The organism is Rhizobium sp. MHM7A, from assembly GCF_005862215.1.
GTDB lineage: Bacteria > Pseudomonadota > Alphaproteobacteria > Rhizobiales > Rhizobiaceae > Rhizobium > Rhizobium bangladeshense.
In genome coordinates, this window is the sequence record NZ_VCHT01000002.1 from 99,282 (window position 1) to 121,133 (window position 21,852).

At 61.0% G+C, this 21,852-nt stretch carries 19 protein-coding genes and 1 tRNA gene; 8 read left to right on the top strand and 12 right to left on the bottom strand.

Features of this window, described 5'->3' with window-relative positions; translation table 11 throughout:
• Position 1 precedes the first annotated feature (1 nt).
• The 6 genes from FFR93_RS08715 to xylF form a co-directional block, all read right to left on the bottom strand.
• Positions 2 to 1,168 carry an HWE histidine kinase domain-containing protein gene (locus FFR93_RS08715; protein WP_348640321.1) on the bottom strand — a complete coding sequence of 389 codons (1,167 nt, stop codon included), beginning with the start codon at positions 1,166 to 1,168 and terminating at the stop codon, positions 2 to 4.
• A complete protein-coding gene (locus tag FFR93_RS08720; protein WP_138392935.1) occupies positions 1,155 to 1,349 on the bottom strand; it encodes a hypothetical protein in 195 nt (64 codons plus the stop codon). Before FFR93_RS08720 ends, FFR93_RS08715 begins: the two co-directional genes overlap by 14 nt.
• A gap of 173 nt (positions 1,350 to 1,522) precedes the next feature.
• Positions 1,523 to 1,599, bottom strand: a tRNA-Arg gene (locus FFR93_RS08725).
• Positions 1,600 to 1,800: 201 nt separating this feature from the next.
• Positions 1,801 to 2,583: an ATP-binding cassette domain-containing protein gene (locus FFR93_RS08730; RefSeq protein ID WP_064705864.1), complete on the bottom strand. Its 783-nt coding sequence runs from the start codon at positions 2,581 to 2,583 to the stop codon at positions 1,801 to 1,803.
• Positions 2,584 to 2,597: 14 nt separating this feature from the next.
• The gene (locus FFR93_RS08735) at positions 2,598 to 3,911 is read right to left on the bottom strand and encodes a sugar ABC transporter permease (protein ID WP_138392936.1); all 1,314 of its coding nucleotides are present in this window, start codon (positions 3,909 to 3,911) and stop codon (positions 2,598 to 2,600) included.
• Between the two features lie 262 nt (positions 3,912 to 4,173).
• Entirely contained in the window at positions 4,174 to 5,214 is a 1,041-nt protein-coding gene (xylF, locus tag FFR93_RS08740) for a D-xylose ABC transporter substrate-binding protein (RefSeq protein ID WP_138392937.1), read from the bottom strand.
• A 294-nt stretch (positions 5,215 to 5,508) separates the two neighbouring features.
• On the opposite strand from xylF, the gene FFR93_RS08745 reads away from it, so the two are divergent.
• Positions 5,509 to 6,732 (top strand): ROK family protein, encoded by a 1,224-nt coding sequence (locus FFR93_RS08745; protein ID WP_138392938.1) that lies wholly within the window; start codon positions 5,509 to 5,511, stop codon positions 6,730 to 6,732.
• Positions 6,733 to 6,776: 44 nt separating this feature from the next.
• Here FFR93_RS08745 and aac(6') read toward each other — a convergent pair whose 3' ends face one another.
• Together aac(6') and iolG are read right to left on the bottom strand one after the other, a co-directional pair.
• Entirely contained in the window at positions 6,777 to 7,229 is a 453-nt protein-coding gene (aac(6'), locus tag FFR93_RS08750) for an aminoglycoside 6'-N-acetyltransferase (protein WP_138392939.1), read from the bottom strand.
• Between the two features lie 498 nt (positions 7,230 to 7,727).
• Complete coding sequence (gene iolG / locus FFR93_RS08755) at positions 7,728 to 8,720, bottom strand: inositol 2-dehydrogenase (RefSeq protein ID WP_138392940.1); 993 nt, start codon at positions 8,718 to 8,720, stop codon at positions 7,728 to 7,730.
• Between the two features lie 279 nt (positions 8,721 to 8,999).
• Between iolG and FFR93_RS08760 the strand changes: the two genes are divergently transcribed.
• Positions 9,000 to 9,281, top strand: a complete 282-nt coding sequence (locus tag FFR93_RS08760) for a hypothetical protein (RefSeq protein WP_064711436.1) — start codon at positions 9,000 to 9,002, stop codon at positions 9,279 to 9,281.
• Positions 9,282 to 9,401: 120 nt separating this feature from the next.
• On the opposite strand, the gene FFR93_RS08765 is transcribed toward FFR93_RS08760, so the two are convergent.
• From FFR93_RS08765 to FFR93_RS08775, 3 genes are all read right to left on the bottom strand, one after another.
• On the bottom strand, positions 9,402 to 10,271 hold the full coding sequence (locus tag FFR93_RS08765; protein ID WP_138392941.1) for a Hint domain-containing protein: 870 nt from the start codon (positions 10,269 to 10,271) through the stop codon (positions 9,402 to 9,404).
• A 406-nt stretch (positions 10,272 to 10,677) separates the two neighbouring features.
• On the bottom strand, positions 10,678 to 11,139 hold the full coding sequence (locus FFR93_RS08770) for a hypothetical protein (protein ID WP_138392942.1): 462 nt from the start codon (positions 11,137 to 11,139) through the stop codon (positions 10,678 to 10,680).
• Between the two features lie 105 nt (positions 11,140 to 11,244).
• A complete protein-coding gene (locus FFR93_RS08775; RefSeq protein WP_138392943.1) occupies positions 11,245 to 12,258 on the bottom strand; it encodes a LysR family transcriptional regulator in 1,014 nt (337 codons plus the stop codon).
• 270 nt (positions 12,259 to 12,528) lie between these two features.
• On the opposite strand from FFR93_RS08775, the gene chvE reads away from it, so the two are divergent.
• The 6 genes from chvE (at position 12,529) to araD (ending at position 20,838) form a co-directional block, all read left to right on the top strand.
• On the top strand, positions 12,529 to 13,593 hold the full coding sequence (gene chvE, locus FFR93_RS08780) for a multiple monosaccharide ABC transporter substrate-binding protein (RefSeq protein ID WP_064684463.1): 1,065 nt from the start codon (positions 12,529 to 12,531) through the stop codon (positions 13,591 to 13,593).
• Between the two features lie 96 nt (positions 13,594 to 13,689).
• The gene (gene mmsA, locus FFR93_RS08785) at positions 13,690 to 15,228 is read left to right on the top strand and encodes a multiple monosaccharide ABC transporter ATP-binding protein (protein ID WP_138392944.1); all 1,539 of its coding nucleotides are present in this window, start codon (positions 13,690 to 13,692) and stop codon (positions 15,226 to 15,228) included.
• The gene (mmsB, locus tag FFR93_RS08790) at positions 15,225 to 16,430 is read left to right on the top strand and encodes a multiple monosaccharide ABC transporter permease (protein ID WP_064711438.1); all 1,206 of its coding nucleotides are present in this window, start codon (positions 15,225 to 15,227) and stop codon (positions 16,428 to 16,430) included. The genes mmsA and mmsB overlap by 4 nt, the downstream gene beginning before the upstream one ends.
• Before the next feature lie 111 nt (positions 16,431 to 16,541).
• Positions 16,542 to 17,537, top strand: a complete 996-nt coding sequence (gene araD1 / locus FFR93_RS08795; RefSeq protein ID WP_138392945.1) for an AraD1 family protein — start codon at positions 16,542 to 16,544, stop codon at positions 17,535 to 17,537.
• A 66-nt stretch (positions 17,538 to 17,603) separates the two neighbouring features.
• On the top strand, positions 17,604 to 19,037 hold the full coding sequence (locus FFR93_RS08800; RefSeq protein WP_064705851.1) for an aldehyde dehydrogenase family protein: 1,434 nt from the start codon (positions 17,604 to 17,606) through the stop codon (positions 19,035 to 19,037).
• Positions 19,038 to 19,098: 61 nt separating this feature from the next.
• Entirely contained in the window at positions 19,099 to 20,838 is a 1,740-nt protein-coding gene (gene araD / locus FFR93_RS08805; RefSeq protein ID WP_064705850.1) for an L-arabinonate dehydratase, read from the top strand.
• 182 nt (positions 20,839 to 21,020) lie between these two features.
• On the opposite strand, the gene FFR93_RS08810 is transcribed toward araD, so the two are convergent.
• Entirely contained in the window at positions 21,021 to 21,845 is an 825-nt protein-coding gene (locus FFR93_RS08810) for a transglutaminase family protein (protein ID WP_064705849.1), read from the bottom strand.
• Between the last annotated feature and the right edge of the window lie 7 nt (positions 21,846 to 21,852).

Sequence of the window (21,852 nt, forward strand, 5' to 3'; positions counted from 1 at the left end):
CTCACATCGGGATTTTGATTATCGCAATGAAACCACTGGGAGGATAGATAAGTTCCACGCTTCCACCCATATGGGCTGCTAGGCCTTCGATCAGTTCAGTCCCATAGCCCTTGCGCTCAGGCTGAGAGATGCGCGGCCCTGCTTCCTCGCGCCATTGACATACGAGAAGCGTCCGCTCCCGCGGCCCGGTGTCCGACTCCCAGGTCACACTAATCCTTCCACCCGGAACGGAACCAGCACCGTACTTCGCTGCGTTCGTACCGAGCTCGTGGAAAATCATGCTGACCGGAACAACGTGTGAACTTGAAAGTTCTGCGGACGGTCCGGAGCATTCGAGCCGTTCTGAAACAGTCATGCCTACCGCGTCCCTCACCAAGGTTTCGAAGTCAGCCGCCTTGCCTCGCGCGGCGAGCTCCTGAGCGTGAAAGGTCACGTCCAGCCTGCCAAGCAGTGACTCCTTGAAGCTTGCAACAACAGGATCGTCCGCTCTGGTATTGTTCACGACCGACCGAATGACGGCCGAAAGGTTCTTCAGCCGGTGCCTCATCTCGGCGACGATGAAGTCCATCTCGGCGTCGTGGCGCTGGCGCTCCGTGACGTCGTCGAAGATGACCAGGAGGTTGGGGCTGTTGTCGTCGGGATGAACAAGGCGTCGGGCGTCGACAAGAAATGTACGCTGGCCGATCGTCGGAAAATCGTGCCTCACTTCGAAGCCGATGACGGCGGACGCCCGTGGGATGACCGACGCTATGAGCTGCCGAAGCTCCGGAATATCCCACTGGCCGTTTCCAAGCCGAAAGAAGTTCTCCGCCAAAATGTCTTCACGGTCGACCTCGAAAGTCTTGATGAACGCATTGTTCGCAGTCGTAACACAGAAATGCTGATCGAGAACGACAACGGGCTGGGTCATGGTGTCGACAACCCCCTGAGCCTGCACGTGCCCGATTTTCATCAGACGGTACAAATCTTCCAACAACATAGATGCCATGCCCTCCTCACAGACGTGGCGACAATATGAAGCCCCCACAGCTGGAACTCCCAAAAGGTGAGCCTTTGCGTCTAAAGTAATCTTTTCTTTGTGACTGGCAATGTCCGCAGGTGGCGCAGCGGCACGTCCGAGCCCGACGACATTGCGTAGGGATGACCTGGTCAGATCACGCGCAGTCACCTTCTGGGTCGGCGATGTCGTCGGCCAATACCGCGGCGTGCTCGGATAGAATGGCCGCCACATTGTCGAGAAGCATCGCAAGGTCAGGATCGCTGCCAAAAAGCTCGCAAATCAAGCCGTCCCATCCGCTTCGCTGTCTTTCATCAAACTCGTGCACCGACAGATAGGTGTTCTTCTCCATCCACCTCTCTGACGATCAACCTGACGGTATCGCCGCGTGTCTTACGACCTGGGATACTTCGATGACGAGACATGCAGGCTCGAACCATTGCCGAACCCTTTCGGCGCAAAGGTGTTACCTATGTCTCAGGAATAAACCGTAACCTATGTGTCCAGAATGGACAGAAATCGCGGTGGCGCACCCGACAGGATTCGAACCTGTGACCTTTGGAATCGGAATCCAACACTCTATCCAGCTGAGCTACGGGTGCATGCCGAAGGCGGTTTGAATCGCCTGTCCGATGGGTGGTTCTTAGCCTAGCTTGCGGCCGGCTTCAATCGTGAATTCTCAGAAATACCGATGCTTGCGATTTGGCACGTGTTTTTATCCGCAAGCCTTGGTGCACAAATGAAAACTCCGCCGGCCTCGCGGGCGGCGGAGCTCGGTTGTCTGGGGCAGGGGCTTGCAGCGGTCAGATCTGCATGGCGCCGGGGCCGGGGATGGCCTTGGGCGGCACCTTGCCGAGAATGATCATGCCCAGCACTTCGTCCTTGGTCACGTCCTCGGTGCGGGCATGGCCCACCACCTGGCCGTTCTTCATCACTGAGACGCGGTCGGCGAGGTCGAAGACGTCGTGGATGTCGTGGCTGATGAGGAAGATGCCGATGCCTTCCTTCTTCAGCTGCTTGATCAGCTCGCCCACCTGCGCCGTCTCCTGCGGGCCGAGGGCCGCCGTCGGCTCGTCCATGATCAGGATGCGGGCGTTGAAGAGGATCGCGCGGGCGATTGCCACCGATTGCCGCTGGCCGCCCGAAAGCGCCTTCACCGGCTCCTTGAAGCGCTTGAAGTTGGGGTTGAGCCGTCCCATCACCTGCCGCGCCGAGGCCTCCATCGCCACGTCGTCGAGTGTGCCCCAGCGGGTCTTCAGCTCGCGGCCAAGATAGAGGTTGGCTGCGGCGTCGACATTGTCGGCTACGGCAAGCGTCTGGTAGATCGTCTCGATCCCGTATTTCTTGGCGTCGCGCGGATTGCGGATGTCGGCCGGCTCGCCATTGATCAGGATCTCGCCGCCATCGCGCTTGTAGGCGCCGGAGAGGATCTTGATCAGCGTCGATTTGCCGGCGCCGTTGTGGCCGAGCAGGGCCACCACTTCGCCGGGGTAGAGATCCACCGAGGCATTGTCCACCGCGTGGATGCCGCCGAAGGAGATCGAGATGTTTTTCAGTTCCACGAGGGGAGTGCGTTGATCAGTCATGTCTTGGGCTCCTCTCACTTGGCACGGGCGCGGTAGACGGTGTCGAGCCAGACCGCAACGACGAGGACGGTGCCGACGACGACGCTCTGCAGCGGAGTGTCGACATGCGCCAGCACCATGCCAGATTGCAGGGACTGCATGACGAGCGCGCCGAGCATGGCGCCGGCGATCGTGCCGGTGCCGCCCGCCAGCGACGTCCCGCCGATAACGGCGGCGGCGATGGTGTAGAGTTCGTCGAGCGTGCCCTGCGCGTTGGTGGCGGCGTTGAGGCGGGCGGTGGAGATCGCCGCCGCGACGGCTGCGAGAATGCCCATCAGCGCGAAGATGCGCACCGTCACCCAGCGGGTCTTGATGCCGGCGAGTTCCGCCGCCTCGGGGTTGCCGCCGATCGCGAAGACATAGCGGCCGAAGCGCAGCCTCGTGGCGATGAAGGTCATGATGATGCCGACGACGATGGCGATCAGCACCGGAACGGCGATGCCGTAGGGAATATCCAGGCCGGTTTCCGGCCAGGGGATATTGTTGGCCTCGGCGTAACGCTTGGCGATATTGATCGGCCAGTAGTAGCTGTTGGCAATCCAGACCGCGCCGAGGATCAGCACGCAGCTGAGGCTCGCCAGGAAATATTCCGCCCAGACAGGCCTGAGCGGAAAGCCGAAGCGGCGGCGCTGCCGGCGCGAGCCGATGATGCTGGCGATGACGAAGAGGCATGCGGCGATGCCGACGATCCAGCTCCAGGTGGCGCCGATCGAGCCCTCCGCGCCGCCGCCCATGATGCGGAAGGTCTGGTCCATGGGGGCAACAGTCTGGCCGCTGGTGACGAGCCAGGTCGCGCCGCGCCAGACAAGCAGGCCGCCGAGGGTGACGATGAAGGAGGGAACGTTCAGGAAGGCGATGATGATTCCCTGAAAGGCGCCGATCAGGCAGCCGGCGATCAGGCCGACGAAAAGGGTGATCGCCCAGGTGAAGGGGCTGTCGAAGCCCAGATATTGCGGCAGGATCTGCGCCTGGGTGACACCCATGATCATGCCGCAGAGGCCGAGCACGGAGCCGACGGAAAGGTCGATATTGCGGGTGACGATGATCAGCACCATGCCCGTCGTCATGATCGCGATGTCGGTGGTCTGGACCGAGAGGTTCCAGAGATTGCGCGGGGTCAGGAACAGGCCGCCGGTGATGATGTGGAAACCGATCCAGATGATGACGAGCGCGCCGATCATGCCGAGCAGGCGCGTGTCGATCTCGGTGGCGCGGAAGAAGCGGGCCACCGGATTGGCTTCCGCCGCTCGCGGTCCGCTTGAGGTCGTTGATTTTAATACATCGGCCATGGGTTTGCCGTTCCCCCATTTTGTTTTGACGGCTGCGCCGGCGCGCGAGAGGCTGCCAACGGCGTCATTCGTCTGTTCTTCAACTGACCACCGCGATGCTTCCGGAAACCGGTCGCGTGGCGTCGCGACGCTCTTCCGGCAGGGAATGCAAATCTGCGATGGTGCGGCGAGGCGGAGAAAACTTCGTCTTTGGAATTCCCGTCCGCATCCGGCGCCGCAGCGTTATCCGCTGCGGCGCCGGTCATTCTAGTTCAGCGCTGGCTTACTTGCAGGCAGCGACCGCGTCGGCCTTGACGCCCTGGCAGGCCTCAGCCTTGGAAATCCAGCCGGCGTCGATGACGACGTTCAGATTGTCCTTGGTGATGGCAAGCGGCTTCAGGAAGACGGACTGCATTTCCACGCCCTTCGGGCCGCCCTTGAAGGCCTGAACGCCGTCGATCTTGCTCATGTCCTTGCCGCCGGCGAGGTCGAGAGCGATTTCGGCGGCGCGCTTGCCGAGCTCGCGGCTGTCCTTCCAGACGGAAACCGTCTGCGTGCCGAGCGCGATGCGGTTCAGCGCCGCCTTGTCGCCGTCCTGGCCGGAGACCGGAACGGAGCCGGCGAGGCCCTGGGCGTCGAGCGCTGCGATCGCGCCGCCGGCCGTGCCGTCGTTGGAGGCGACGACGGCGTCAACCTTGTTGTTGTTGGCCGTCAGGAACTGCTCCATGTTGCGCTGGGCGTTCTCCGGCAGCCAGCCGTCGGTATAGGCTTCGCCGACATTCTTGATCTTGCCGGCGTCGATCGCAGCCTTCAGAACCTCCTGCTGGCCCGAGAACAGGAAGTCGGCATTCGGGTCGGAAGACGAGCCCTTGATGAAGACATAGTTGCCTTCCGGCTTCACCTTGAAGACGCCCTCGGCCTGCAGGCGACCGACTTCCTTGTTGTCGAAGGTGATGTAGAAGGCGGCCGGGTTTTCGATCAGGCGGTCGTAGCCGACAACCGGGATGCCTTCGGCGGCTGCCTTTTCGATCGCCGGGGCAATCGCGTCGGAGTCCTGGGCGAGGATGATCAGTGCGTTGGCGCCCTGCGAGATCAGCGATTCAACGTCGGTCAGCTGCTTTGCGGCAGAAGACTGCGCGTCAGCGGAAATATATTTGGCGCCCTTGGCTTCGAGAGCCTTCTTGATGGCGGCTTCGTCGGTCTTCCAGCGCTCTTCCTGGAAATTCGACCAGGAAACGCCGACGACAAGATCGGCAGCCATGGCGGCAGTATGCACCGAAACGAGGATGGCAGCCCCTGCCATCAGTTTCATAATAGACTTCATAATGTCCTCCCGAGTGAGTTGCGACCGGCCCAGCCCATTGCTTCCTCCGGCCACCGCGAAAGCTGTCGAGAAAGATTTCGATTTTTTTCTCGACAGTCGAGAAATTAACTGTCAGAGATTTTTTCAACTGTCAACACTGCACTACCGGCTTAATTTGCTTGCGCGGCAGCGGCCGGAGATGCAGTGGGAACGAGGGGCGGAACCAGAGCATGATGCCGAAAACCATGAGCGGTTTTCAGACAGGCCGTCATGCTCTAGCTGTTGAAATGCGAGCACAGGGAGAGGGCGGCATTCATGCTGACCAAGTCGAGCACGGAGCTGGTCCGGCAGAGAAACAGCGTGCTCGTGCTGTCCGTGCTGCGCCGCCACGGCGCGCTCGCCCATACTGAGATATCCGATTTCACGGGCCTTTCCTCGGCCACCATTTCGGCGATCACGGCCGATCTGGAACGCGCCCAGATCATCGAAAAATCCGAGCAGCAGGCGGCCAGCGGCCGCGGCCGGCCGCGCGTGCTTTTGCGCCAGCGGCGCGATTGCGGCTACCTGATCGTTGTCGTCATCTCCTCGGATGCGGTGCAATATTCGCTTGTGGATTATGCCGGCAAGCTGATCGACCGCTTCAGCGAGGAGCGCTCGCATGATCCCTCGGGTGCCGCCCGTTTCCTCGCAGCGGTGCAGGCCGGGCTTTCGCGTATTCTCGATCGTTCCCGGATTTCCCAGGAAAAGGTGCTGCTGATCTCGATCAGCAGCAAGGGCCTCGTCCATTCCGCCGAACCCGTCCTCGTCTGGTCGCCGATCTTCGGCAGCGATCAAATCGATTTCGAATCGGCGCTTCGGTCGGAATGGCAGGCCAAGGTCATTCTCGATAACGAGACGCTGCTCGTCGCCGCCGCGCTCGGCGCGCGCGAGGAGATCGCCAAGGGCGCCGATTTCCGCTCGCTCGCGGCGCTGTCGCTCGGCCACAGCATCGGCCTTGGCATCGTCCGGCGCGGAGGCCAGACCGGCCAGGAAATTTCGGCGCCGAATTTCGGGCACATGCTGCACATGGCGAATGGCGGCCTCTGCCGCTGCGGCACGCGCGGCTGCATCGAGGCCTATGCCGGCTTCTACGCCATCCTGCGCAGCGCCTTCGAAGTGCCCCTCGATACGATCCCCGCCATATTCGTCCCGGTTGCCGAACTCGACAAGATCGCCGCCCGCGCCCGCCAGGGTAACCGCACCTCCGCCTTCGCCTTCCGCCAGGCCGGGCTGGCGCTGGGCAATGGCCTGTCGCGCATGCTCAGTCTTACCGAACGCATGCCCATCGCCATCACCGGCCCCGGCACCCGCTATTACGACCTGCTGCGCCAGGGCATCGAAGAGGGTCTCGGCCAATCCCACATCGTGCGCATGGAAGGCATGCCCGAAATCCGCGTCGTCCCCGACGAACCCATCCTCGTCTTCGAGGGTCACCTCAACCGGGCGCTGTCGGTGATCGACCAGGATATCGTGATCTCGGGGGGGCAGGGGACGGATTGAGACGGCGAAACGCCGGGCGGCTCTTGTGGAAGGGCAACTCCGGTCTAAAGTGGCTTTCGGAAGAACACGACGCGCTGTGTCTCCTCAAATCCTAAAGCGGTATGAAGCGCATGGCTGGCTGAATTCTCAAGCAGCGCGTCAGAGCCAAACTCAATGCACCCAAGCGACTTCCCCCAATCGGCAACGGCATTGCAAAGCAATCGTGCGATGCCCTTTCGCCTGTCAACAGGCCGGACATAAATCCCTTCGAGAAATAAAACGGGCGAGCTGCTGCATCCATTCACATAATCATGTCGCAAAGTCGCCTCAGCAAACCCGACGGTTTCATTCGCAGGATTTCGAGCGATGAACGCGACGGCCTGTCCACTTTCTGAAAGATACGCCCGGCCCAACTCAGCTCGATGATGTTCAAGCGAGTGATGCGGCCACAGCGCAACGCGAAGCTGCGCCCACGGCTCGACATCTTTTGTCGTCGCAATCTCAATAATCGCATCCATATTGCGGTTCCTTCTTGTCGCCAGACCCTGACTAAAGCGACAGTTTTTGCGACGCGAGTGCGCAGATTGCTTCACGAAGATATGTCCAGCAAGTTAAACCGCCTCAAACACCCATGCCTCAAGGGGAGGGGCACCAGTATCTGCTTGGATTCCACATTTCGGTTAGGGGCTGGGGGCGGCATATTCCTTCTTTCCGGTAAAACTGGGAGAAGGTGGCGGCAGCCGATAAGCGCTGCACCGCCGCGTCCGGAGCCGGATGCGTAAGGCATCATCCGCCGCGCCGACGCCGAGTTGGCAGTGACGCTCCCACTCTCCGTCATCCCAAGCCTTGAGCCTGGGATCCACGCCGGCCCCTGGTGGAGGCCAATGCCCCGAATAAGCAACCGTGCACTCGGCGGGAGGCGGCTTGTCTTCAATACGCGTGCCGATGCTCAAAACGCAAAACGGCCGGGCGGAGCCCGGCCATCTCATGCACGGCTTACGGTCGGGAGAGGGCCGTCAGCCGATCCTAATGAGCTTGCCTTCTTTGACCGACTGCACGGCGGCGTCGGCAAGCGCGAGCGCTGCCAGGCCGTCGGCGCCGGAGGGCGAGATCTTCGTGCCCTTTTCGATCGCGGCGATGAAAGCTGCAATCTCGTTGGCATAGGCTTCGGTGTAGCGGGTCATGAAGAAATCGTGCAGCGGCGGGCGGGTGTAGCCGTCACCGTTCGCCACCTCGATCGAGACCGGGCGCTGGTTTTCGGCCGCTGCCATGCCCTTCGCGCCGTGCACTTCGATGCGCTGGTCGTAGCCATAGGTGGCGCGGCGGGAGTTGGAGATGACGGCCTGCTTGCCCGAAGCAGTCTGGAGGATCACCGAGACGCTGTCATAATCGCCGGCTTCGCCGATCGCCTTGTCGACGAGCACGGCGGCGGTCGCAAGCACCGAAACCGGCTCTTCGCCGAGCAGGAAGCGGGCCATATCGAAATCGTGGATCGTCATGTCGCGGAAGATACCGCCCGAGCGCTTGATATAGTCGACCGGTGGGGCGCCGGGATCGCGCGAGGTGATCGTCACCATCTCGACCTCGCCGATCTTGCCCTCGTCGATTACTTTGCGCACTGCCATGAAATGCGGATCGAAGCGGCGGTTGAAGCCCACCATCAGCTTGGCGCCGGTCTCTTCCACCACCTTGATGCAGTCCTTGACGCGGTCGACGTCGAGATCGATCGGCTTCTCGCAGAAGATCGCCTTGCCGGCGCGGGCAAATCGCTCGATCAGGTCGGCATGGGTGTCCGTCGGCGTGCAGATGACGACGGCGTCGATGTCTTTGGCGGCCTCGATGGCTTCGATGGTGCGGACCTCGCAGCCATAGGCCGAAGCGATGGCTTCTGCCGCCTGCGGAAAGGCGTCCGCCACCGCAACCAGCGTCGCATTGGCATCGCCGCTGACGGCCTTCGCATGAACCTTGCCAATACGGCCGGCGCCGAGAAGACCAAATCTCACAGTCATTTCAACCTCCCTCAAATTCGGAACAAATAAACCGAATTGCCAAAAATCCGGAATTTTCATTCCACCTTCTCGGCGTCGCGTCAAGTCCGCGGATCTTTCACATTTGCAAGATTCGAACCAGAGCCTTTCCTTCGGACGGAAGCGTCCCGCAGGAGCGGTTCGATCGAACTTTCGATGCCGGTCGATTCAACAGAATGCTTTAAACTGTCCGGGAAAGGCTTTAGAGACAAGCGCGGCACAGGCCGAGGGCAGTGCGACACAAGTGACCGTGGAGCAGGAATGCAACTGATCGATCCGAACCATCCGGCATATCGCCGCCTCTGGGTGCGAATAGCCATCGTTGCCGTCTGCTTCGCCTGGGCCACGGTCGAATTCGTCACCGGCGATCCCTTCTGGGGCGTGATATCGGGCGGCGCCGGCGCCTACGCCCTCTATGTATTGTTCTGGACGTTCGATCCGAAACCGCCGGAGACCGCTGCAATCGTCACACCCGATGACGCGGACGGGGATGAGCCGGCAGCAGACGACGAGAAGAAAGCCGAAGAGAAGAAGGCGGAGTGATCGAAGCGCGCCGCGATCGTTTCGATGCGCGCCGCGCTTGACGTCCTAGTTTGATACTATTGCACAACCGGCGCACGGCTTCGCATGCCGCAGTCCGACCCCCGACGTATTACCGTCCTGTCAGAGTGACGGTTCCCTAGCCTGCGCCTCGATCTTTTCGCAGGCATCGCCGAATGGATCGCGCACCGGTACCAGCGGCGAAACGCTGAGCAGGAGAAGCGCTCTCAAATGTGACCAGCCACCTCCCAGCAGCGGCGCAAACGGTGTCATCACGATGCGTTCCTCGCCGTAGAGACGCTGGTATTCAGCAAAATTGCAGAAGTTCTCGTGATTGCTGTCCTTCAGATGGAAGGTTTCGACCGCAGCACCTTCGGCAAGGATAACTTCGTGCGTATCGAGCATGACGGCGAAGTAATCGATCGATCCCTCGGCGGCGGGCATGACCGGTGCGATCGTCGTGCCGTTCACGAGCTCCTTCACCTGGATCAGAACTCCGTTGAGGTACAGCGCGTGGCCAGGCGAGAGAAAGAGATCCGAATGGGGTGTGTGCCCATCGAGTGCGTGGCGGGATACCCTGATCGGCACGACGTCCTTTTGCCAGCGCGCGCCGCTCATCTTGAAGGTTTGGCGGCCGACCCACTTTACCGGACGGGTGCTGCCGTCAGCAAGGGCAACGCGGTCGCCGATGCTGAGATCCTCGACGGGCTTCTTACCGCAATCCGTGAGTATCCCCGTTCCCCGCAGGAAGCAATTTGCGCCGCTGCCGCCACGGCCACCTCTTCCGCCTGGGCCACCGCTCCCACCGGAACCTCCGTGTCCACCGGAGCCGCCGCGTCCCCAACGTCGACCCATCGCTTTGGCCGGAGAGGTGGAAATTGCCGTGGCCATGGCCGCCATGGCGGCGAGACGAGCGCCGGTAGCTGCAGCCACACCTAGAAAATGTCTGCGCGCGGTGTTGCGTGGCAGCTTTGGGTCTTCCGTAGATGACATGTCGGCGGTCTCCCTTAAAACATCTAAACCGCCCTATGTTACAACGGGTTCTCTCGTGCTCAATTTCGCCAGTTAGCGCTATGCCCTACCGAAAAGGGCGTAGGCATGGTCTATCCGGATCCTGAAATACGCTATCGCTGGTAACAAAAAGCTGGTGATTTATTCGCTACCATAACGAGAAATGATCAAACCGGTTATGGTGGGGGTCGGTTGAATCCCAGAAAAACAGCCTATATAGCGTTCACAAATCGGGCCGGGAACCGGCGGCTCTCCCAAAGTCTCGAGCAATTCAGAAAGTGTGGAGCGGTTTTGCGCCGGGAATTGCGTGAAAACGAAGAGATTGAGCAATCATTGATCCGACGAAAAACGGAATTGCTCTGGGAAGGCTTGCCTGCGCTCGAGAACGTCACCTGTGCGGCAGGCGGCGCATCGCCTCGTCAATCAAGAGATTGGCGATCATCATGCGCCTGTTGGCATTGTCGCGGAAAGGCTCTGCGACGCCGTCAGGATGGTTGGCCTTGGCAAAGGCGCGCCGCTTCTCGTTCAGCGTCTGTTGGGTATCGGCGGCAGCGATCGCCAATTCCGCGGCAATCTCTTCCGGGGCGATGCGGGCGAGATGGTCCGGCATGACCGGTTCCGGCTCCTGCGGGGGAGCCTCCTCGGCCGCCGGTTCGGCGTTGAGATTGTCGAAGTAGGCCTGGCCGACGCGCTGCGAGGCAACCGAGATGCCTTCCATGACATCGAATGCGAGGCCGGTGGCGAGCCCGGATACGCGGTGGGCAGGCGGCGCTTGTGTCTCTTCGGCCGGTTCTTCCTCCGCCTTCAGCCGCTCGAGCACTGATTGAAATACCGATTGTCCGAACAGCATGCGCCTTCCTCTCGAGGATATTAGAGCCCGTCAAGATGGCGCAGGGCTTGCCGGTTCGATCGATGGAGCATGATGTCGCCCGAAAACCGCCGACCCTTCTCGGCATCATGCTTTAGCCCCCTGCTTCAGGCTCTCCTCGAGAATGATGTCGTAGAGCAGCCTGGCGCTCGGCGGCAGTGCCCGCTCTCTCGCGGTGATCAGGCTGTAGGGCTTGACGTTGATGTCGAAATCGATCGGCAGCATGCGCACGTCGGACGCCTTGGCGCCTTGGCTTGCCAGGAAATGGGCGACGTCGACGGCGACGGGCGCGATCGCATCGGTTTCGCAGACGATGGCGCAGGTGAGCAGCAACGAGGAGGTGTTGACGATATTTTCGGGCAGCGCCACGCCCTGGGACAGAAAGATGTCTTCGATCGTGCGACGCAACAGCGTGCCCGGCGGCTGGAACACCCAGTCGTAATCCCTGACGTCGGTAAGGCTGCTCGTCTTCTTTCTTTTCAGGAGCGGATGGTGGTTACGCACGATCAGGCAGGCCCGCTCGATGCCGATCTCCCTGACCTCGAACAGCCGCGGATTGAGATCGTCGGGAATGCGGCCGATGATGAAATCGTGGCGGGCGGCGAGCAGTTCGCGGGCGAGCACATTACTCGTCTCCACCTGAATGTTGATCTCGATGCCGGGATAGGCTTTACGCACCTTGTTGATTGCCGGCACAACGAGGCTCATGGCCGGCGCCGTGACCGCACCGATGAAGACCGAGCCGCCCTTGCCGCTCTTCAATTCGGCGATCTCGCGGCTCGCCTCGCGCAACTCCAGAAGGATCTTGCGGGCGCGTCTGGCAAGGGCCGCGCCGAAGGTCGTCAGCACCACGCCGCGGGCGACGCGCTCGTAGAGCGGCGTCTTGGTGATCGCCTCCATTTCCGACAGCATGCGCGATGCGGCGGGCTGCGAGATGTTGAGGACATCCGCAGCTGCGGAAATCTGTCCACTATCTTCGATTGCGACGATCATGCGCAGGTGATTCAGCTTAAGTCCCGAACGGAGAAAGCTGTCGTCGCCGAAACTGTCGCTGTGGATATCGACGTGATCCATCGAAATGGGCTCTGAAACGATCGTCATGGTTGCAGCCTCCCACTGCGCTCCATCAAAAGTAATACTTTTTAACGATATACCAAAATTGTTATGCACATTACCACTTATTCTATTTGACAGTTATAGGAATCCATACCAGTTTGCCGCCGTGTGCTGGTTGGCACTCAACACGTGTGAGATCGTGGAGGAGACCTACTTCGTTTCTCACCATCTGAAGTAACTATCCAATACGGAACCTGCCACAGTTTCGGGGCGGGCGATTTTTCGTCCGCTGCTCTATTAACAAGGGAGAGAGAAATGAAATCCATTATCTCATTGATGGCTGCGGCTGCCTTCGGCGTCGCTTCCTTCGTCATGCCTGCCATGGCGCAGGACAAGGGCCTCGTGGGCATCGCGATGCCGACGAAGTCCTCCGCTCGCTGGATCGACGACGGCAACAACATCGTCAAGCAGCTTGAGGCCGCCGGCTACAAGACCGACCTGCAGTATGCTGACGATGATATTCCGAACCAGCTGTCGCAGATCGAAAACATGGTCACCAAGGGTGCCAAGGTTCTCGTCATCGCTTCGATCGACGGTACGACGCTTTCCGACGTTCTCCAGAAGGCTCACGACGCCGGCATCAAGGTCATCGCTTATGACCGCCTGATCCGCGACTCGGCCAACGTCGACTACTACGCCACCTTCGACAACTTCCAGGTCGGCGTTCTCCAGGCGACCTCCATCGTTGACGCCCTCGGCCTCAAGGATGGCAAGGGCCCGTTCAACATCGAACTCTTCGGCGGTTCGCCGGACGACAACAACGCCTTCTTCTTCTATGATGGCGCGATGTCCGTTCTGCAGCCCTACATCGACTCGGGCAAGCTCGTCGTGAAGTCCGGCCAGACCGGCATGGACAAGGTCGGCACGCTGCGTTGGGATGCGGCTACTGCCCAGGCCCGCATGGACAACCTGCTCTCGGCCAACTACACCGACGCCAAGGTCGACGCCGTCCTGTCTCCCTATGACGGCCTCTCGATCGGCATCATCTCCTCGCTGAAGGGCGTCGGCTATGGTTCCGCTGACCAGCCGCTCCCGGTCGTTTCCGGCCAGGACGCTGAAGTCCCGTCGGTCAAGTCGATCATCGCTGGCGAACAGCACTCGACGGTCTTCAAGGACACCCGCGAACTCGCCAAGGTCACTGTTGCCATGGTCGATGCCGTCATGTCCGGCAAGGAGCCTGAGGTCAACGACACCAAGACCTACGACAACGGCGTCAAGGTCGTTCCGTCCTACCTGCTGAAGCCGGTTGCCGTCGACAAGACCAACTACAAGCAGATCCTCGTCGACGGCGGTTACTACACCGAAGACCAGCTGAAGTAAGTTAAACAGGAGGCCGGAGCCCGTGCTTGCGGGTTCCGGCCTTCGATTTTATGATCGCCCCAGCTGTTTCAAGCTGCCGGCGCTGGAACTTTGACTATGGACAACACAATCCTCGAAATGCGGAGCATCACCAAGACGTTCCCAGGCGTTAAGGCGCTGGAGAACGTGAACCTCAAGGTTCGCAAGGGTGAAATTCACGCGTTGGTGGGCGAAAACGGGGCCGGAAAATCGACCCTGATGAAAGTGCTATCAGGCGTCTATCCCACCGGAAGCTATGAAGGCGACATCGTCTACGAAGGCGAGACGCGCCATTTTAAGGTCCTCAAGGACTCCGAAGAAATCGGCATCGTCATCATCCACCAGGAACTGGCGCTTGTGCCATTGCTGTCGATCGGCGAAAACATCTTTCTCGGCAACGAGAATGCCAAGAACGGAGTCATCAGTTGGGAAGAGACGTATAACCGGACGAAGCAGCTTTTGCAGAAGGTCGGTCTGCGCGAATCCCCGAACACTTTGGTGACCGACATCGGCGTCGGCAAGCAGCAGCTCGTAGAGATCGCCAAGGCGCTGTCGAAGAGTGTGAAGCTACTCATCCTCGACGAGCCCACGGCCTCGCTCAACGAGAAGGACTCGGACGCGCTGCTCAATCTGCTGATCGAGTTCCGCAATCAGGGCATCACCTCGATCATCATTTCCCACAAGCTGAACGAGATCCGCAAGGTCGCCGATCAGATCACGGTCCTGCGCGACGGCATGACCGTCAAGACGCTCGACTGTCACGCCGACGAGATCAGCGAAGACATCATCATCAAGAACATGGTTGGCCGCGACCTCGCCGACCGTTACCCGCCGCGCTCCGTGCCGATCGGCGAAACGATCTTCGAAGTCAAGAATTGGAACGCCTATCACCAGCATCACCGCGACCGCCAGGTGCTGCACAACATCAACGTCACCGTCCGCAAAGGTGAGGTCGTCGGCATCGCCGGCCTGATGGGTGCCGGCCGCACCGAATTCGCCATGAGCGTCTTCGGCAAGTCCTACGGGCACAAGGTCAGCGGCGAGGTCTTCGTCGAGGGCAAGCCGGTCGACGTCAGCACCGTGCGCAAGGCGATCGATGCGGGTCTTGCCTATGTCACCGAGGACCGCAAACAGCTCGGCCTCGTGCTCAACGACACGATCCTGCACAATACGACGCTCGCCAATCTCGACGGAATTTCGAACAACAGCGTCATCGACGACATCAAGGAGATGAAGGTCGCGACGGATTACCGGTCGAAGCTGCGCATTCGCTCGCACGGCATCTTCCAGGAAACGGTCAATCTTTCCGGCGGCAACCAGCAAAAGGTCGTGCTGTCGAAGTGGCTGTTCTCCGATCCCGAGATTTTGATCCTCGACGAGCCTACCCGAGGCATCGACGTTGGCGCAAAGTACGAGATTTATACTATCATCAACCAGCTTGCCGCCGATGGAAAGGGCGTTCTGATGATCTCATCGGAAATGCCCGAACTGCTTGGCACTTGTGACCGCATCTACGTGATGAACGAAGGACGCATCGTCGCCGAACTGCCGAAGGGAGAAGCAAGCCAGGAAACCATCATGCGCGCTATCATGCGCTCAGGGGAGAAGAGACAATGACTCCGGTCAACCCGACAACCGAGGAAAGCAACGTCGTTTCTGTTGCCGACTACATCCGCGGCAACATTCGTGAATACGGCATGCTCATCGCGCTCGTCGCGATCATGGTATTCTTCCAGCTCTACACCGGCGGCATTCTCTTCAAGCCGGTCAACCTGACGAACCTCGTCCTGCAGAATTCCTTCATCGTCATCATGGCGCTCGGCATGCTGCTCGTCATCGTGGCTGGGCATATCGACCTGTCCGTCGGTTCGATCGTCGCCTTCGTCGGCGCGCTCGCGGCAATCTTCACCGTGACATGGGGAATGAATTTCTGGGTCGCCGGCCTGATTTGTCTGATCGTCGGCGGCATTATCGGTGCCGCGCAGGGCTATTTCATCGCCTATCACCGCATCCCGTCCTTCATCGTGACGCTCGCCGGCATGCTGATCTTCCGCGGCCTGACGCTGACGGTGCTGGCCGGCAAGAACATCGGCCCGTTCCCGAAGGAATTCCAGGTCATCAGCACCGGCTTCCTGCCGGGCGACATGATCAACATCTTCGGCGCGCCCGTGCAGTCGACCTCGCTGATCCTGACGGTCATCCTGCCGGTCATCCTCTTCTACCTCGCCTGGCGTCGCCGCAAGGTGAACGAAAGCCATGGCATCGATGTCGAGCCGCTGGGCTTCTTCATTGGCCAGAACCTGGTCGTTTCACTCGCCATTCTGTGGCTCGGCTACCAATTGTCCAGCTACAGGGGCCTGCCGAACGTTCTCGTCGTCATGCTGGTGCTGATCGCGATCTACGCCTTCGTTACCAAACGCACGACGGTCGGCCGGCGCATCTACGCCATGGGCGGCAATGAAAAGGCGACCAAGCTTTCGGGCATCAACACGCAGCGCCTCAGCTTCTACACCTTCGTCAACATGGGCGTGCTTGCAGGCCTTGCCGGCATGATCGTCGCACTCCGCCTGAACTCGGCAACGCCGAAAGCCGGCGTCGGCTTCGAGCTCGACGTGATCGCGGCCTGCTTCATCGGCGGCGCCTCGGCATCGGGCGGTGTCGGCAAGATCACCGGCGCGGTTATCGGCGCATTCATCATGGGCGTCATGAACAACGGCATGTCGATCGTCGGCCTCGGCATCGACTTCCAGCAGATGGTCAAAGGCGCGGTGCTTCTCGCCGCCGTGTTCTTCGACGTTTACAACAAGAACAAGGGCTGAGCATCTAAGCCCAGCCCGGCATTCGCAGTCATATGAAAGACCAATTCCGGCTCCCGATGGAGCCGGACAGGCGGAGCTTTTGTCTTCGCCGGAACGAGAAGGATCGAAGTCGTGCTTATTTCCCAGATCAAGGGTGCCAACGGAGAGATCGTCGTCGCCGTGCGCGAGCAGGGCGGTGCGGCCAGGTCGGTCAAGAATGCAGGCAGCGTCTATGCGCTGGCGATGGAAGCCGCCGATGGCGGCAAGTCGCTCGCCGCGGTCATCGAGGCCCATGGTTACGGCGAGGCCGTCGACCTTGAGAAGGCCTATGCGGAAGGCCGTTTCCTGCCGCCGATCACCCATCCCGATGCCGCCCACCTGCATCTGACCGGCACCGGGCTCACCCACCTGGGTTCGGCCGCCACCCGCGATTCCATGCACAAGAAGACCACCGAGGCGGCCGAGGAAACGCTGACCGACTCGATGAAGATGTTCAAGATGGGTCTCGAGAACGGCAAGCCGAAGTCAGGCGAAAAGGGCGTGCAGCCCGAGTGGTTCTACAAGGGCAACGGCTATGGCGCGGCAGCGCCGGGCGCTCCCCTGGTGTCGCCGTCCTTTGCCCTCGACGGCGGCGAAGAGCCTGAATTGGCTGGCATTTACGTCATCGCCAAGGACGGCTCACCGTTCCGCATCGGCTTTGCCCTGTCGAACGAATTTTCGGACCACGTCACCGAACGGATCAATTATCTTTATCTGGCCCACTCGAAACTACGCCCGGCCGCCTATGGTCCGGAAATCCGCATCGGCGCCGCGCCCGAGGATATCCGCGGCACCTCGCGCATCAAGCGCGGCGACAAGGTGATCTTCGAAAAGCCCTTCCTGTCGGGCGAGGCGAACATGTCGCACACCTTCGCCAATCTCGAATACCACCATTTCAAATACGGCCTCTTCCGCGTCCCCGGCGATGTCCATGTCCACATGTTCGGCACCGCGACCCTGTCCTTCGCCGACGGCATCAAGACGGAAGAGGGAGACGTCTTCGAAATCGAAGTCGCCGAATTCGGCCTGCCGCTCCGCAACCCGCTGAAGATCGCGGCCGAAGAAGAGATCGCCGTCAAGCAGCTCTGAATTAGAGATCCGGACGCCTGGGCGGCCGGTTCGCGATGTAAACGGTAAAGGAGGCTTGTTCAGCCCATGACCATTTATCAAAACTTGATCGCCGGCGAGTGGGTCGGCACGGACGCGACGAAGAACATCAACCCGTCCGATACGAACGAGGTCGTCGGCCTCTATGCCAACGGCAGCGCCGAAGACACCCGCAACGCGATTGCCGCCGCCAAGGCCGCCTTTCCGGCCTGGTCGCGCTCGGGCATCTGGGAACGCCATGTCATCCTGAAGAAGACCGGCGACGAGATCATGGCGCGCAAGGACGAGCTCGGCGCGCTGCTCGCGCGCGAAGAGGGCAAGACGCTGCCGGAGGCGACCGGCGAGGTCATCCGCGCCTCGCAGATCTTTGAATTCTTCGCTGGTGAAGCCCTGCGGCTCGCCGGCGAGGTCATTCCGTCGGTTCGTCCGAACATCGGCATCGAGATCACCCGCGAAGCGCTCGGCGTCATCGGCATCATCACGCCGTGGAACTTCCCGATAGCCATCCCGGCCTGGAAGATCGCGCCTGCGCTCGCTTATGGCAACACCATCGTCTTCAAGCCGGCCGAATTGGTGCCGGCCTGCTCCTGGGCGATCGTCGATATCCTCAACCGGGCCGGCTTGCCGAAGGGCGTCTTGAACCTCGTCATGGGCAAGGGCTCGGTCGTCGGCCAGGCCATGCTGGAGAGCCCCGACGTTCACGGCATCACCTTTACCGGCTCGACCGGCACCGGCCGGCGCGTCGCCGCCGCCTCGATCGAGCATAACCGCAAGTTCCAGCTCGAGATGGGCGGCAAGAACCCGATGGTCGTGCTCGACGACGCCGACCTCAACGTTGCCGTCGAAGCCGCCGCCAATTCCGGCTTCTTCTCCACAGGCCAGCGCTGCACGGCGTCGTCGCGCCTGATCGTCACCGAAGGCATTCACGACAAGTTCGTCGCGGCTTTGACTGAGAAGCTGAAAACGCTGGTCGTCGACAATGCGCTGAAGGCCGGCACCCATATCGGTCCCGTCGTTGACGAACGGCAGCTGAAGACCGATATCGACTATATCGAGATCGGCAAAAAGGAAGGCGCCAAGCTCGCCTTCGGCGGCGAGGTCATCTCCCGCGAAACGCCCGGCTTCTACCTGCAGCCGACGCTGTTTACCGAAGCGACCAACCAGATGCGCATTTCGCGCGAGGAGATCTTCGGGCCCGTGGTCTCGGTGATCCGGGCGAAGGACTACGACGAGGCGCTTGCCATCGCCAACGACACGCCGTTCGGCCTTTCGGCCGGCATCGCCACGACCAGCCTGAAGCATGCGACGCACTTCAAGCGCAATTCGGAAGCCGGCATGGTCATGGTCAACCTGCCGACCGCAGGCGTCGATTTCCACGTTCCGTTCGGCGGCCGCAAGGGCTCGTCCTATGGCCCGCGCGAGCAGGGCAAATACGCCGCCGAATTCTACACAACCGTCAAGACCGCCTACACGCTGGCTTGAACAAGCGAGATGACCCGGGCCGTACGAGGCGGTCCGGGGGTAATCCTGAAGGACAGAGATTATGAAAAAGAAAGCGGAATGGCCGCGCAGGCTGAGATCGCAGGAATGGTATGGCGGTACGAGCCGCGACGTGATCTATCACCGCGGCTGGCTTAAGAACCAGGGCTATCCGCACGACCTGTTCGACGGCCGGCCTGTCATCGGCATCCTCAACACCTGGTCGGATATGACCCCGTGCAACGGTCATCTGAGAGAGCTCGCCGAAAAAGTGAAGGCGGGCGTCTGGGAGGCCGGCGGCTTCCCGCTCGAAGTGCCGGTGTTCTCGGCCTCGGAAAACACCTTCCGCCCGACCGCAATGATGTACCGCAATCTCGCGGCGCTCGCGGTCGAGGAAGCGATCCGCGGCCAGCCGATGGATGGCTGCGTCCTGCTCGTCGGCTGCGACAAGACCACGCCGTCGCTGCTGATGGGAGCTGCCTCCTGCGATCTGCCGTCGATCGTCGTCACCGGCGGACCGATGCTGAACGGCTATTTCCGCGGCGAACGCGTCGGCTCCGGCACGCATCTGTGGAAGTTCTCCGAAATGGTGAAGGCGGGCGAGATGACGCAGGCGGAGTTCCTCGAGGCGGAAGCATCGATGAGCCGCTCGTCGGGCACCTGCAACACGATGGGCACCGCCTCGACAATGGCTTCCATGGCGGAAGCGCTCGGCATGGCGCTGTCAGGCAATGCCGCAATCCCCGGCGTCGATTCCCGCCGCAAGGTTATGGCGCAGCTGACCGGCCGCCGTATCGTGCAGATGGTCAAGGACGACCTGAAGCCATCCGACATCATGACGAAGCAGGCCTTTGAGAACGCCATCCGCACCAATGCGGCGATCGGCGGATCGACCAACGCCGTCATCCATCTGCTGGCGATCGCCGGCCGCGTCGGCATCGACCTGACGCTTGACGACTGGGACCGTTGCGGCCGCGACGTTCCGACGATCGTCAATCTGATGCCCTCGGGCAAGTACCTGATGGAAGAGTTCTTCTATGCCGGCGGCCTGCCTGTCGTGCTGAAGCGTCTCGGGGAGGCCGGGCTCCTTCATAAGGATGCTCTGACTGTCTCCGGCGAAACAGTCTGGGACGAGGTCAAGGACGTCGTCAACTGGAACGAGGACGTTATCCTGCCTGCCGAAAAGGCGCTGACCTCTTCGGGCGGCATCGTCGTTCTGCGCGGCAATCTAGCACCGAAGGGTGCGGTGCTGAAGCCTTCGGCGGCCTCGCCACATCTCCTGGTGCACCGGGGCAGGGCGGTCGTGTTCGAGGACATCGACGACTACAAGGCCAAGATCAATGACGACAGCCTCGACATCGACGAGAATTGCGTCATGGTCATGAAGAACTGCGGGCCGAAGGGCTATCCCGGCATGGCCGAGGTCGGCAATATGGGGCTCCCGCCGAAGGTGCTGAAGAAGGGCATCCTCGACATGGTGCGCATTTCCGACGCCCGCATGTCCGGAACGGCTTATGGCACCGTGGTGCTGCACACCTCGCCGGAAGCGGCGGTCGGCGGGCCGCTCGCGGTCGTCAAGACCGGGGACATGATCGAGCTCGACGTGCCGAACCGTCGCCTGCATCTCGACATTTCGGACGAAGAACTGGCGCGTCGGCTCTCCGAATGGCAGCCGCACCACGATCTGCCGACGTCGGGCTACGCCTACCTGCATCAGCAGCATGTCGAGGGAGCCGATACCGGCGCCGACCTTGATTTCCTCAAGGGATGTCGCGGAAACGCTGTCGGCAAGGACAGCCACTGAGTAGGGCATGTCCGACGAGACATTGATGAAGAGGCGGGGCTTTTGTCCCCGCCTTTTTGTTGGCGAAATGAGGCCACTTTCGAGCCGCCAGCGCCCATGCTGTCCTTCCCGCTAGTTGCGATGAGAAAAGCGCTCGAAATGGCGCGGAATTGCGCGATCGTGCAATGGCGAGCGTCGGTGGTTCAGCTCTGGCTCTGGCTTTGCATCTGTCCGCCGTCTTCGACCTTCACGGTCACCGACAGGGTTTCGCCCGGTGTGCCGATGCGCATGCCTGAGATCGGTGCGGCGTCGCGGTAGCAGAGGCCGGAGGCGATCCGGACATATCGGTCATCGGGGCAGATCTCGTTGGCGGGATCGAAGCCAACCCAGCCAAGGCCGGGAATATGGGCCTCGGCCCAGGCATGGGTCGCCGCCTGTTCGGCCTTTTCCGTCATCATCAGATAGCCGGAGACATAACGCGCCGGAACCTGCAGGGCGCGGGCGGCGGCAACGAAGATGTGCGCATGGTCCTGGCAGACGCCGCTCTTCTTCTCCAGCGCCTGTTCGGCCGTCGTCGCAGTGTCGCTGGTTCCGGGCCTGTAATCGACAGTCTCGTGAATGGCTGCCATCAGCGCATGCATGCGGGCGAGTTCATTATCGCCGTTGACGCCTTTGATTAGTTCCTTCACCAGCTTGCCGCTCTTGGTGAGCGGCGTTTCGCGCAGGAAGAGCCAGAGCGGGCAGAAGCCCGTATGCGGGCCGGTGACGCCATTGATATCCGTCGTTTCGACCTCGCCTTCCGCGAAAATCCGCGTCACCTGCTGCTCGCCTTCCAGCGAGACCAGGTTGACGTGGTTGCCGTACTGGTCGTCATATTCCACTTCGGGCGTGGCACCCTCGACCTTCAGCGACCAGCCGAGCACTGTCTGGCCGTTGGTTGCCGGCGGCGTCAGCCTCAGACGTTGCAGCGAGAATTGCGCCGGTTCGTCGTAGCGGTATTCGGTGAGGTGGCTGATCTTCAGTCTCATGTTCTGA